This window comes from Peribacillus simplex (assembly GCF_900156045.1).
GTDB lineage: Bacteria > Bacillota > Bacilli > Bacillales > DSM-1321 > Peribacillus > Peribacillus simplex_D.
This window is the reverse complement of the sequence record NZ_FTMX01000005.1, coordinates 133,746-147,972: the sequence shown is the minus strand read 5'-3', so window position 1 is coordinate 147,972 and position 14,227 is coordinate 133,746. Positions and strand designations below refer to the sequence as shown.

The window sequence follows — 14,227 nt, the reverse complement described above, 5'->3', positions numbered from 1 at the left end:
TCATATGGGAACTTGGAGATAAGACCACTGAATTCTAATATTTTTTTATCTAGTTAACATAATATATATTATAGGAAGTTAGATTTTTATTGTTAATTTTATCTCATATCTTAAGAATACTTAACTTAGTGAGACGAAATGCGAATTTTTAAATTTATCCGCTACATTTATTTATTATTATCGTTTTATCTAATTACGCCTTTATTTGAAAAAAAATGATTGGTTTTCAATTTTATTTGGATTGCCAGTAAATTTTGCTTGGATTGAAGCTAATTTTACAATGAGTTAAGTTCCATAATATTTAATTCTCAAAGGTCATTTAAATTTCTCATTTTTATTCTAAATCGTAAATTATCTGTTAATTTAATTGCTAATATTTTTCGTTATTATTAGCTAACGATTAATCACTTAATCATTTTAGGTCACTTATTATTTTACTACTAACTAAATGTTCATTTTGGCACGCCGTTGTCATCTGGAGTCATTGACTTCATAACTACTCCTATCTGAACCAATTCAGCATTTCTCGATACAAAGAATTCGGATAAATCTTCTGTTGTTGTGTATGTAGATATAGACATGAAGTAAATAAACGATCCCCCCCTTCAATCTAAAAGCGCCGCTCTGCTGAGACCCATTTCATTATTCATGTTGCTCATTTAAATTTCTATAGTTATCAATACATTATGCTTAACTGACCTGATTTATCATTTTTGTTATTCTGATATATAAAATATATGGCGATATGAGAAAAATCACGGGTTAACACTTCTAAAAAATTATATTGATATATTTTTACTGATAACAACTCCAAGGTTTTTTAACGTAAAATTTCCGCTTTTTCTTCCTGAAAGTGATAATAGGTTCCTCTATTTAGCAACATAATCTCTCTTATAGCACCTAAATGGTGATCAATCCGCTCTGTTTAAACTTATTTTTAAGTAAAGGTTGTGGATTTTAAGGAACAGCTTTCATAATTGCAACAGCCATGCAGTGAATCAATAGGAAGCTGCCAAGGGTTATAAGGTAAACCCTCAAATAGATAATGTTATGTAAACTCTAATCACGAAATGTTGATTACCTATTTCCTTGTTTCTTTTACAAAAGTCTTATCAAGAGTAACTGATGAGTTATGTATCTTTTTTTCTTTCGTGAATTGGCTTTTCGCGTTAGAGTTTCGATTGAACCCTATTTTCCCTTCAACCTTATGTCTAATAGACAAAAAAGGAACACGAGCACTTGATCTCATGTTCCTGATACATTATTTATGTTCGAATGGATTCGATACGGCTTTGGATGAATTCGAACGAGGTTTTTGCTTCTTGGACGATTTGTGTTATTAGTTCATTAACGGTCAATATTTCTTTTATCAGTCCTACGGATTGACCGCATGACCAGATTCCTCCGTCTAAATTTCCTTCAAAGTATACTTTCTTGCTTCGTTGTCCCGTAATAAGTGGAATCAATTCCTCTATGGTGGCACCTTCATTTTCAAGTTTGTCCACTTCTTTACTGACAGCATTTAATGCTACACGTGACGGGCTGCCTATATTCCGTTGGATGACAACCGTATCCATTTCATTGGCAGATACCATCCATTGCTTCACGTTATCATGGATCGGTGCTTCTTGCGTTGCCATAAAGCGAGTCCCCATGACGATCCCTTCAGCACCGAGTGACAAGGCGCTAATCAGGCCTCTGCCATCCGAAAATCCTCCGCCTGCTATTACTGGTATAGTAACGGAGTCAACGGCTCTAGGGAGCATGACAAGCGTTCCTACATCCCCCATGCCTGGATGTCCGCCTGTTTCATTCCCTACAATGATAATGGCATCGACTCCTAATTTCTCTGCCGATATTGCGTTTTTGACGTTCGCTACCTTATGTATCACGGTAAAGCCGTGCTCTTTAAGTTTGGGCATTAAACTTTCTGGGCTTCGGCCACTCGTTTCAACAATTTTTACATCTTCATCAATTAAAACTTCGATGAACTCTTCATTCGGGGTTGTAGTTTGACTTGGAAACAGGTTCAGGTTGACAGCAAAGGGCTTCTTGGTCAAAGTTTTCACTTTGCGTATTTCATCACGGAGACCTTCTGGTGTCACCTGTGTTTTCGAAGTTATGATACCTAGTCCCCCCGCTTCTGAAACGGCGGCTGCGAGCGGGGCCCGGCCAACTTGAAACATCCCGCCGCAAATAATCGGATATTCAATTCCCAATAATTCAGTAATTCTTGTTTTCATTTGCCATACCCCTTTCATTTTCCATGGATCTCTATCAATCTACTCTTCTTACATAATGTTCACACACCATGTCTATATACCATACTTATGGAGCCGCTTGTAAAATGTACTTCTTGGTATATCCATCAACTTTGCTGCAGCCGTTACGTTCCCTCTTGATTTTTGTAATGCCTCAATCATTAAATCCCGTTGAATTTTTTCACGGATCGTCAGTACATTTCCGTTGAGGTCTTTTTTACTTGGTTCCTCCCGTGAAGGGAAATCATCATGCCGGGTAACGGGCTGTGAATGCATGGAATTCAACACTTCAACATAATCCATAGGTCCTTCGGCAAGTAAGATGGTCAATCGTTGAAGTACATTCTGCAGTTCTCTAATATTGCCAGGCCAATTGTAATCCTTTAAACGATTCAATAATTCTTCCGTTAATGGAATATTCCAATTATTCCGTGAACATAAGTAGTTGACTAGATAAGGAATGTCTTCAATCCTTTCCCTCAAGGGCGGTACGTGAATGGGGTAAACGTTCAACCGATAGTATAAATCCTTCCGAAAGGACCCTTCATTGACAAGCTCTTCAAGATTACGGTGTGTTGCAGTGATAATGCGAATATCCAATGAAGTGCTTTTTGTGCCACCGATTGGAACGATTTTTCTTTCCTGGATTACACGCAGTAAGGCCACTTGCATCGCTGAAGGGATTTCACCGATTTCATCGAGAAAAATGGTCCCTCCATTTGCCTGTTCGAACTTCCCTTTGTGCCCTTGCCGTTTAGCCCCTGTAAAAGCACCATCAACATACCCGAATAATTCACTCTCCATTAAATCTTTAGGTATGGCCCCGCAATTTATCGTGACGAACGGTCCTTTTTTACGGAAGCCATTTTCATGAATGGCCATGGCAATAAGCTCTTTCCCGACCCCGGTTTCACCAGATATATACACATTGGCTTCTGTCGGTGCAACAAGCTTCACTTTGTGTAATGTGGTATGAAAGGCTTCGCTAATCCCGCTTTCCCCTTTGAAGTCAAACCTTTCTGCTGGCATTGAAGCAGGGAAAAGCCGATTGGCTTCATGACCATGATTCTCTGATAAGAATAAACACTTCCCTGAAATCCTATTATCCTCTTTGGATAGAAGCGGATTTTCCTTTACGATTCGATATCCATGATTTAATAGATCGGCCAATGCCATACCAATGGATTGAGGAATTTTTTTGCGAATCTGTTTACTGGCGGAGATTATCATTTCTTTATGATTACAGACGATAAAAGGCAAATCTGGATAGGTCTCTGCAAGTTCTATCGAGTGCTGGGTCAGTGCCAGCTCCTTTTTATAGGAACGCACTCCCATTTCCTGTTCGATCGTATACGCCAAATTGGCTACCATACCCAGCATGGAAGGATGGAAATAATCTACGGGACATGATATATCCAAAACTCCCATTATCTTACCGTCTTCATTTAAAATGGGCATGGCAGAGCAACTCCATTTATGTGAGGCAATTGAATAGTGCTCGGTACCTTGGATCATTACGGCTTCACCCGTTTTCAAGGCTGTTCCTATTGCGTTCGTTCCGACCTCACCCTCCGTCCAGCATACGCCCTCAACAAAATTTATTTTGCCTGCCTCCTCGAGGATTTTCTCGCTTCCGGAAAGTGACAGGACATATCCATCCGGATCGACCAATAAAGCCATCATTCCAGATTCTTTTATCGATTGATTCATCCTAGTTAATTGGGGTGATGCCACTTCTAATAGGAAGGAGTTTTTTTCTCTTTGAATGTTCAATAATTCATTCGTCAAAATGTGTTTGCCTTTATTAAGGTATGGGTTGACTTGTTCTTTTTTGCAGCGATGCCAGGATTCCATTATTCGCTTGTTCAGACGATTTGAGTCGAGAACCCCTTCACTGACAAAGCGTTCCCATGTGCGTAGATAACAACTAGTGGATAGCATAAAATCCTCCTCTAATCATTTGGTTTAAACCTTCATTTGACCAGGGCCAATCTAGAGGAAAAATACCAGGGAGTATAAAATAGGATATTAATCGAGGTCCATTTAATTATAGTAGATTATGTATTCGCTTACAATATATAGATTTAGTTTACACAAAAAGCATCATGTGATCATTCACACGATGCTTCTCCATCTAACAATATAATGCGTTCGTTTTATGAAAATATAACCCCGCCATCAATCATGATGGATTGCCCTGTCATATAATCCGAATCCGTTGAAGCAAGGTAAGATACGAATTTCGCAACATCTTCTGGCGTTTCGGGGCGTCCTAAGGTTATGGAATCGGTAAACTTTTTAAATGTTTCACCTTTAGCAAGATTCATATATTGACCCATTTTTTCATCAATCAAATCCCACATTTGCGTCCCGACAATTCCTGGACAATATGCATTCACCGTAATGCCAAACTGGGCCAATTCCTGTGCTGCCGCTTGTGTAATGCCTCTTACGGCAAATTTTGTGGCCGAGTATGTACCTAGTAAACTAAAGCCTTTGTAACTGGCGATGCTGGCAGCACTAATAATTTTCCCGCCTTCCTGTTTTTTCATTTGTTCAGCAGCGGCTTGCAGGCAAAAGAGGACACCATTTACATTTATATTGAAAATCTGTTCCAGATCTTCTTGAGTTACCTCCAATAGAGGCTTTATCTGAGCAATTCCTGCATTTGAAACCATAACGTCCAGTTGTCCAAAACGTTCTACCACTTGATTCACCATATCGAATACTTCCCGTCTATTGCTTACATCCGCTTTAACGGCAAAGCTTTCACGCCCAATTTCCCTGATCTCATTCACGACCGATTCAGCCGTATCCAGATTGATGTCATTAATGACTACATTCAATCCATCTTGAGCTAATCTTAATGCAATGGCACGTCCGATACCACGTCCTGCACCAGTGACTACCGCCGTCCGTTGACCGCTAGCCATACAAATATCCCCCTTCAGTTTTTTATGAATGCACAGCTTGACCTACAACGTTCAAAAAAGCTTCATGTATGGATTCCGACAAGGTTGGATGTGCCGCTACAAAATCTCCCATCATATCTGCCGTTATTTCTGCATGCAGCATGACCGTACCTTGACCAATCAATTCTGTCGCATGTTGACCAACAATGGTAATACCTAGAATTTCATTATATAGTGGGTTCACTAGGACTTTGACTTTTCCTACCGGTTCATTGGAAAGGATAGCTTTCCCATTTGCCGAAAAAGCGAATTCACCAACTTTAATTTCCCCATATTTTTCACGCGCTTCTTTTTCAGTCAAGCCTACACTGGCAATCTCCGGGGAGGTATAAATGCAGCGAGGGATTGCCCGGTAATTCACTTGTGCAAATTGACCACAGGCATTCAAAGCCGCAACTCGCCCTTCATGAAAAGCAACATGGGCAAGTTGTATGCCCCCTATCACATCTCCACAGGCATAAATCGATGGATTGCTTGTTTGCATTCGATCATCCACTGAGATGCCAAGTCGGGAAAAATCAATATCATTTCCCTCTAAGCCCATTTCGTTCACTCTTGGTTTTCTCCCTATTGATACGAGTACGTAATCTGCATGAAGTTCTTCCAGTTCTCCATTGCTTTTCTCCAAAAATACCGTCTTGCTGGTTGCATTGATGTTTTTGACAGATGTGGAGGTATGGACCGTTACGCCTTGGTTTTTCAATTCTCCATGCAGGATGCTCGTAATATCATCGTCTTCCCCCGGAAGCAGCTTTGACCCCATTTCGATAACGGTAACCTTGGTGCTCATCCTGCTATAAATACTGGCAAATTCACATCCGATGACGCCGCCTCCGACAATGAGCAGCGAATCAGGAATGGCAGGAAGTGACATGGCATGGCCACTGTGGATGATCCATTCACCATCAAAAGGGGCAAAAGGTAAAGGAATCGGTTCGGACCCAGTTGAAATGATGATCTTACTAGCTTCAATCTCTTCTTTTTTATTTCCGTTCTCAATCCGCAGTCGATGGCCCGACAGGATAGACGCTCTTCCCTGAATGACTTTTATTTTATTCTTATTCATTAAATATCGAATGCCGTTCACTAGTTTGGATATGACTTCTTTCTTTCGTTCCTGTACGGTATCCCAATCGACTTCAATCGAAGTGGATGGCAGGCGAATTCCCATGTGCCCGGCATTTTTCACCAAGTCATACGTATCTGCACTTTTCAATAAGGACTTCGTTGGCATGCAGCCTTCGTTTAAACAGGTGCCCCCCAATGGCCCATCGACTACCAATATGACTTCCTTATCCTGCTGGGCAGCAGTGATTGCCGCTACATACCCTGCAGGACCGCCGCCTATAATAGCTATACGATTCAAGAGCTTTCCCTCCTTTTCTATAAAATCACGGTGATCGGCTCTTCTAAATACCGTTTTAGTGTTTGTAAAAAGGCAGCAGCAGGTGCCCCGTCAAGTACACGGTGATCAAACGTTAAACTGAGTGGCAAGATCGTTCTCTTCTCCAATTCTTCGCCAATATAACGCGGGATATCGTAAGCAGAGCCAATTCCAAGTATCCCCGTTTCCGGTGTATTGAGGATCGGTGTAAAATGCTCAACGCCATATGCTCCAAGGTTACTGATTGTGAAAGTGGACCCTTGCATGTCTTCAATGGGCAATTGACCGTCACGTGCACATCGGGCCAATTCCTTACCCTTTTTCGATAACTGTCTTAGGGTACAATTTTCGGCATTTCTTATAACGGGAACAACGAGCCCCTTTTCCAAGGCCACCGCTAATCCAAGATGGATTTGCTCATACAAAATGATGTTATCTTCAATATAAGCACTATTCATTTTAGGATGCTCTTTAAGTGAAAGCACGACAGCCTTGGCTACAAAGTCCGTTATAGTCAATTTAGTTGATTCCTGTTTTTGTAGCGTTTCAGTAGCCTGTTTTTGCAAAATGACTAAATCAGTGACATCAACTTTCATCGTTAGAGTTAATTGGGCACTGGTTTGCAAGCTCTCTTTCATACGTTTTGCAATGATGTTCCTCATTCCGGTAACAGGAATATGCTGCGGACTCTCTAAAGTAGGTTGGAGGGGAACAATTCTTTCTTCAGTATTTACCGACATGGAATCCCTTTTTTCAATTACTTTCTGTATATCTTCTTTAGTGATTCTTCCTCCTGGCCCGGTGCCATGAATCCTCTCAATGTCAAGATTTGCTGCCTGTGCCATTTTTCGTGCAACCGGGGTGATCATCAAGCGATCTCCCTTTGGCAAAATGGAAGACTCTTTTGTTTTCGGCTTTTCTTGTTCAGTAATTTTCGACTGAGTTTGTTCAGCAACTTGATCATCAATCATTATTTTTTCATTCGGATTTCCGATATGACAGATAACGGTTCCTGGAGGTACTCCTTGTCCTTCTTGAACAGCTATATTCAGAATCGTACCTTCCGCTGGAGATTCAATATCCATTTCTATTTTCTCTGAATTGATGCTGGCTATTGCTTCACCTTTTTCGACTGGATCCCCAACAGCCTTGCTCCACAACGAAACAGTGCCTTCTTTCATTGCCATACCCAATTTCGGCATTACTACCTCGACCGCCATATCTTTTTTCTCCCTTCAGATTGGTTTCTGTGTCCATCATTGGTTTTGTTGCTCCAACTTTTGCTGATCTATGCGAAAAAGCTGGAGCATGCATCATCTTGATTTAATTACACCCCAAGAATGGAAGGCTCCCCCAATAATTCTGAAACGACTTGTATCACTTTTTCTGATGTTGGAAGGTAGATATCTTCTAGCGGTGGAGAAAAAGGTACAGGTGTATGTGGTGCCGTAATCCTCTTGATTGGCGCATCGAGCGTGTCAAATCCCTTATCCGCCACCAGTGCGGCAATATCCGTTGCGACGCTGCATCTTGGGTTCGCTTCATCGATCACGATCAAACGATTTGTTTTTGCCACAGAGTTGAGAATCGATTCTTCATCCAGTGGTGACAAGCTCCGCGGGTCGACAATCTCGACTTCAATGCCTTTTGCAGTAAGTTTTTCAGCAGCCTCCATCGCGGTGTGAACTTGTTTACCGATGGCAACGACCGTCAAATCCGAGCCTTTCCTTTTAATTTCAGCTTTGCCGATTGGGATTGTATAGTAGCCTTCCGGAACCTCCCCAACCATGTTGTAAAGGGTTTTATCTTCAAAAAAGATGACGGGATCATTATCTTCTATGGCTGAAAGTAAGAGCCCTTTTGCGTCATAGGGGGATGAGGGAACAACGACCTTCAATCCAGGAATGCTAGTGAACAAGGCATAAAGGCTTTGGGAATGCTGTGCCGCAGCTCTGAACCCTGCACCATGCATCGTACGGATTGTCACCGGAACCTGTGCTTTTCCTCCAAACATATAGCGGAACTTGGCACCTTGATTCAATACTTCATCCAAACAGCTGCCAATGAAATCATTGAACATTAGCTCGGCAATCGGTCGTAAGCCTGTCGAAGCGGCTGCCATGGCCGCCCCCATATAACCGGCTTCCGCAATGGGCGTATCAAGGATTCTATCGCGGCCAAACTCTTGAACCAATCCTTTTGTGACACCTAAAACACCACCCCATGCTTCGTCATCCTGCAAATGATCAACCTCTGCGCCTCCGGCTACATCTTCTCCCATAAGGATGACATTTTCATCTTTTCTCATTGCCATGGCCATTGCTTCATTTATTGCCTGTGACATACTGATTTTTCTACTCATCTCAATTCCTCCTTTTATAATTTAATAGGATACATAAACATCTTTTAATAAATCGGAAGCCTCTGGATATGGGCTATCTTCACTGAACTTGACTGCTTGTTTGATAGATTCCTCAACGGCAATCTCAAGAGAAATCAGCTCTTTTTCAGCCAGTAGATTCTGTTTGAGTAAGTAATTCCTAAACAGGGCAATCGCATCTTTCTCTTGTATATGCTCCTTTTTATCTTGTTCTTTTTTATATTTCTGTGCATCTCCCTCGAAGTGTCCATAATTACGATAAGTAACGCATTCGATCAATGATGGACCGTCTCCCCTGCGAGCCCTCTGAACCGCTTCTTCGGCAGCCTTATACACAGCCAAAACATCTTTCCCATCCACTCGGACGCCCGGGATATTGTAGCTAATCGCCCGATCGGCTATCGTTTTACAGCTAGAAGCATAATTGAATGGCGTTGCCTCCCCATACCCATTATTTTCTGCGATGAATATTACGGGTAGCTTCCAAATTGCCGCCAGATTTATACCTTCATGGAATGTCCCATGATTATTGGCACCATCACCAAAAAAACAAACACTAACATGATCGGTCTTCTTATATTTCGCAGTTAATGCTGCACCGCATGCGAGCGGAAAGCCTCCACCAACTATCCCGTTTGCACCTAACATCCCCTTATCCAAATCGGCAATATGCATGGAACCGCCTTTTCCCTTGCAAAGCCCTGTCACTTTCCCATAGATTTCAGCCATCATCCCATTAAGGTCACATTCTTTTGCGATACAGTGGCCATGCCCCCTGTGAGTGCTTGTAATGCTGTCCTTTTCGGAAAGGTGGGCACATACTCCAACAGCTACCGCTTCTTCCCCAGCATATAAATGGACAAAACCTGGTAAAATCCCTTTTGCAAAAGATTCATGAACTTGGTCTTCGAATTTCCTGATCTCCAGCATTTTTTTGTACATCCAATAAGCCCTGTCCTGTGATAACTTGATTTCATTCGATTGAACCGTTTCCATTTTTTAGCCCCCAATCATTAATAATGAGTCAATCTTTATATTGATATTGCAAATGCCGTGCCAAGTTGGGAGGTCGGTAAAATTAGGATTTTATCTATTTTTAGTCGAAACAAAACGAGACAAAATGAGATTGTTGTCTCGTTTTGTCTCGTTTTTTTAGATATACTATCCCAATTCAAAGAGAAAAGCTGGATTGAATGTGGAGGCAGCCTGTTTAAGGAAAAGCACTTTATGCACCATTTATTTAGTGTCAGTATTACTAACATGAATTTTGTTAACTAATTAGGGGGGAATGATAGGTAGTAATCTCTCCAACCTATCGTAATTTTTTTAATGCACCGCTCCATGCAATCGTTTGATCTAACATTGCATGGATATTACCAAGGTGCAAATCAGCTGGTTTAAATGTCTTAAAGTTTTCAAAGTCTGTAAATAGTGATAATGTTGGATTTACCCGAACGTCCGCAACTAGTAATTCCCCTAAGATGCCACGCAAATGTTCGGCTGCACGAGCTCCGCCAGTTGAACCATAGCTCACGATACCCGCAGCTTTGTTGTTCCATTCATCACGTGCGGAATCAAGTGCGTTTTTTAATGCCCCTGTAATACTGTGATTGTATTCTTGTACGATAAACACAAATCCATCTAAGCTAGAAAGTTTTTCTGACCAAGCTAATAATCCTGGTTCTTTACCAGTACCTTCTCCGAAAAATGGCAATTTAAAATCTGCGACATCGACGATTTCATAATTTGCATCTACTCGTTTATCAGCTATTTCTTTTACCCAATTTCCTACTTGTGGACTAACGCGTCCTTTACGTGTGCTTCCTAAGATAATTCCGATATTTAATTTTTCCAATGATTTCTCCTCCTCGTTAATGACCGGCAACTAATTTGATTAAACTAAATAGATTTATAATTTTATGGATTTACAAATTTCCGATGTCTTCCACTAAGGTGTAGTATCCACCTTCTGTATCTTCAATAAGATGATTTATTTTGTTAAGGTGTTCTCTAAATTCACTTTTTTCTAACCAATTTTTATGATGATCAATACTCTCAAAGGTAGTTACCATAATTGCTTTATTTTTATCAACAGAACGATGCCAACGGCTACTAATCCAACCAGGAACACCTTGAGATCCCTTCTTAAAATTGTGTAGTTCTTCAGCTTGGATAGCAACCAATTCATCTAGTTTGCCTGGTTTAGCTGTAAATACATTTATCCATACTATTGTATTACTTGATTCCATATTCATAATCTCCTGTCATTTATATTATTTTTTCTCAAATCATTAAATTCGGAATTTCAGGGGTGTCTGTACTAACTGTCATTATCAATCATGAAAAAATGCCCTAGTAAATGTTTGCACACACTCTCCACTATAAATGCCTCCAGGGACACGGTTGGTTAGTTCTCATCGTCATCCAGGTTGTTCATAAAGGCTCCGAAATTCGTCTTCATGAATGAAAACGCCTGCAGCTCTGGATCTGTGTGAATAAGCTTTCCTCCTTCATGCATCGCGTTAAAATATTTGGTCGAGATTTCCAGTAACTGTCGAGAGTGCTTATGTGTTCTTTCTCGAAGCCTAGGTAAATTGCCTTCCTCCTTGATACTTATCATAATCATTTTCGGGTTACGATTCATGATTTCATGATATGTTCGACTGATCAGTTGTAAGTCTGAATGTAAATTCCACACGATTTGCTCTTCATTAAAAAATTTTGTCATCTCTTTGGCATAGTGATATCGGTCAAATGCCGGTTCTAGAAGGTTTTTCTTGCTTCCAAAGCGACGGAACAGTGCTTTTTTCACCCAAGCCCAATTACCTGAGTGGAGACACCGTTGTACCTTTTCTCTGTTAATAGATTGATTGCCTTTAACAGTACTTAGCTTATTACTGCTACTCATGCTCTCACTCCCTCTAATCAGACTGTCAGTACTTACTGACTATTGATTTTATTCTATTCATCTGTTTTAAAATTGTCAAGAAAATTTCCAGCAGTACACATTCTATTCAGATGGAGGAAAGTCCAAATGATTGATCGGGAAAAGGTGCATTATACGAGTTATCTACACAAACATATTGCCTTTCGTGTCATAGATGGCCAATTATAACGGGGGTTCATTTGCGTATTCCTTAGAAAGTCCCGCGTTTATCACCAAGATCGTTCTAAAGCATTATAAAAATAGACGGAGCTTATTGCTCCGTCTGATTGCTAGAATATTTTTTTCTCCTTCAACTCGAGAGCTAATTCTTTAAAGAACTGCAGCGATTCTGGATTTCCCATGGAGTCTGCATTGACTACTTTATCAAACTCGAAACCTAATAACACTTTACGTATCGGGACTTCCATTTTCTTTCCGTTCAACGTTTTGGGAATTTGTTCAACGACATGGATTTGGTCAGGTATAAAGCGAGGGGACACATGCCCTCTGATTTGTTCCTTGATTTTTGCCGTCAATGCTGTATCCAGGCTTTTACCGGGCTTAAGAACAACGAACAGCAGCAGTGATGATCCGCGGCCAAGCACTTCCCTATCTATGACAAGGCTTTCCATCACCTCGTCGATCGCTTCGACGACCCGGTAGATATCGCTAGTTCCCATCCGTACACCAGAACGGTTTATGGTCGAGTCGGAACGTCCATAAATGATACAGCTGCCTTTGTCGTCGATTTTTATCCAATCACCATGTTTCCATATGCCAGGATATGTATCGAAATAACTCTCGTAGTATCGTGAACCGTCTTGATCATTCCAGAAGTATAACGGCATGGACGGCATCGGTTTGGTAATGACAAGTTCACCGACTTCATTTATCAATGTTTGACCATGCTCATCAAAGGCTTCCGCACAAACACCTAATGCCCTTCCTTGTATCTCTCCGATTCTCACGGGTAATGTGGGAACACCACCAACAAATCCGGCACAAACATCGGTTCCGCCACTGGATGAACTGAGCCAGATATCCTTCTTGACATTCTCATACACCCATTTATAACCGTCGCCAGACAATGGAGCTCCAGTGGAAAAAAGAGCTTTCAATTTGGATAAATCATATTTTTCCATGGGCTTGTTACCTAACTTCATGGAATTAGTAAGGAAAGGTGCACTTGTTCCAAAGAAAGTCATGCCTGTATCTTCCGCCAATTCCCAAAGGGCATCCATATTCGGAAAAGAAGGACTGCCGTCATAAAGGACGATGGTCCCTTCGTTAAGCAAACCGCCCATAAGGAGGTTCCACATCATCCACCCTGTCGTCGTAAACCAGAATATAGTATCCTCGGAAGTCATGCCCTGATGGATTCTTGTTGATTTAAAATGCTCCAATAATATGCCGCCATGCCCTTGTACAATTGGTTTTGGCATCCCGGTTGTACCTGATGAATAAAGGATCCACAGCGGATGATCGAACGGAACACTTTCAAAAGATAATTCTGCCTTTTCTTTTAAAAGATCATCCCAAGCAATCATATCTGAGAGATTCACTTCCAAATTCTTTTTTTCTATGTAAGGAACCAACACGGTATGCTTGACGGTAGCCAATTCCTGTTTAAGCTGAGAGACGACTGATGTTTTATCATATACATTTCCGTTGTACTGATACCCATCAACTGCCAGTAATACAACCGGTTCAATCTGTTTGAACCGATCTATGACGCTTCTTGCCCCAAAGTCAGGTGAGCAACTGGACCAGATGGCACCTATGCTTGCTGTTGCCAAGAAAGCTATGACCGCTTCAGGAATATTCGGCATATAGGCAACAACACGGTCACCGGATTTCACACCAAGTTTCCTTAATGAATGGGCGACAGAAGCTACCTTTTCTTTCAGCTCTTTCCAGCTGACCTCTTGCTGTCTGATAAGTTCGGAGCGAAAAAAAATCGCCGTTTTCCCTTCTTGATCATTCAATAATGCATTTTCAGCATAATTAAGCCTTGCCCCCTCGAACCATTTCGCACCAGGCATTGATTGCTCCGCTAAAACCCTGTCATATTTCCTGGCTGCTTTTACTTCACAATAATCCCAAATTGAAGCCCAAAATTCCTCCTGTTCATCTACCGACCATTTCCATAATTCATGATAATCATGAAATGTTAAACCTTTCTTTTCTTTTAACCATTTCACATATTGAGTCAATACCGTTTGCTCGATTTGTTCCTTTGTCGGTTCCCAAATGATTTGCCCATCTGTAAGCGATTTCATTTCTTCATCTCCCTTAGGTATCAAA

11 protein-coding genes are annotated in these 14,227 nt (G+C 41.1%); all 11 read right to left on the bottom strand.

The features are described 5' to 3' along the window. Positions 1-1,265 precede the first annotated feature (1,265 nt). The gene (locus BW986_RS17740; RefSeq protein ID WP_076369237.1) at positions 1,266-2,243 is read right to left on the bottom strand and encodes an NAD(P)H-dependent flavin oxidoreductase; all 978 of its coding nucleotides are present in this window, start codon (positions 2,241-2,243) and stop codon (positions 1,266-1,268) included. A 72-nt stretch (positions 2,244-2,315) separates the two neighbouring features. Then, a complete protein-coding gene (locus tag BW986_RS17735) occupies positions 2,316-4,202 on the bottom strand; it encodes a sigma-54-dependent Fis family transcriptional regulator (protein ID WP_076369235.1) in 1,887 nt (628 codons plus the stop codon). A 215-nt stretch (positions 4,203-4,417) separates the two neighbouring features. After that, positions 4,418-5,194, bottom strand: coding sequence for an acetoin reductase (locus BW986_RS17730; RefSeq protein ID WP_076369233.1), 777 nt, complete (start codon positions 5,192-5,194; stop codon positions 4,418-4,420). Between the two features lie 22 nt (positions 5,195-5,216). Then, positions 5,217-6,599: a dihydrolipoyl dehydrogenase gene (lpdA, locus tag BW986_RS17725; RefSeq protein ID WP_076369231.1), complete on the bottom strand. Its 1,383-nt coding sequence runs from the start codon at positions 6,597-6,599 to the stop codon at positions 5,217-5,219. A gap of 17 nt (positions 6,600-6,616) precedes the next feature. Then, positions 6,617-7,837 carry a dihydrolipoamide acetyltransferase family protein gene (locus tag BW986_RS17720; RefSeq protein ID WP_076369229.1) on the bottom strand — a complete coding sequence of 407 codons (1,221 nt, stop codon included), beginning with the start codon at positions 7,835-7,837 and terminating at the stop codon, positions 6,617-6,619. Positions 7,838-7,944: 107 nt separating this feature from the next. Further along, entirely contained in the window at positions 7,945-8,979 is a 1,035-nt protein-coding gene (locus BW986_RS17715; protein ID WP_076369227.1) for an alpha-ketoacid dehydrogenase subunit beta, read from the bottom strand. A gap of 21 nt (positions 8,980-9,000) precedes the next feature. Continuing rightward, the gene (locus tag BW986_RS17710) at positions 9,001-9,993 is read right to left on the bottom strand and encodes a thiamine pyrophosphate-dependent dehydrogenase E1 component subunit alpha (RefSeq protein WP_076369225.1); all 993 of its coding nucleotides are present in this window, start codon (positions 9,991-9,993) and stop codon (positions 9,001-9,003) included. Positions 9,994-10,309: 316 nt separating this feature from the next. Next, positions 10,310-10,852 (bottom strand): NADPH-dependent FMN reductase, encoded by a 543-nt coding sequence (locus BW986_RS17705; protein ID WP_076369223.1) that lies wholly within the window; start codon positions 10,850-10,852, stop codon positions 10,310-10,312. A 70-nt stretch (positions 10,853-10,922) separates the two neighbouring features. Next, positions 10,923-11,246 carry a putative quinol monooxygenase gene (locus BW986_RS29325; RefSeq protein ID WP_081395683.1) on the bottom strand — a complete coding sequence of 108 codons (324 nt, stop codon included), beginning with the start codon at positions 11,244-11,246 and terminating at the stop codon, positions 10,923-10,925. 158 nt (positions 11,247-11,404) lie between these two features. After that, positions 11,405-11,905 (bottom strand): TetR/AcrR family transcriptional regulator, encoded by a 501-nt coding sequence (locus BW986_RS17695; RefSeq protein WP_076369221.1) that lies wholly within the window; start codon positions 11,903-11,905, stop codon positions 11,405-11,407. A gap of 308 nt (positions 11,906-12,213) precedes the next feature. Beyond that, on the bottom strand, positions 12,214-14,202 hold the full coding sequence (locus tag BW986_RS17690) for an acetoacetate--CoA ligase (protein WP_076369219.1): 1,989 nt from the start codon (positions 14,200-14,202) through the stop codon (positions 12,214-12,216). Between the last annotated feature and the right edge of the window lie 25 nt (positions 14,203-14,227).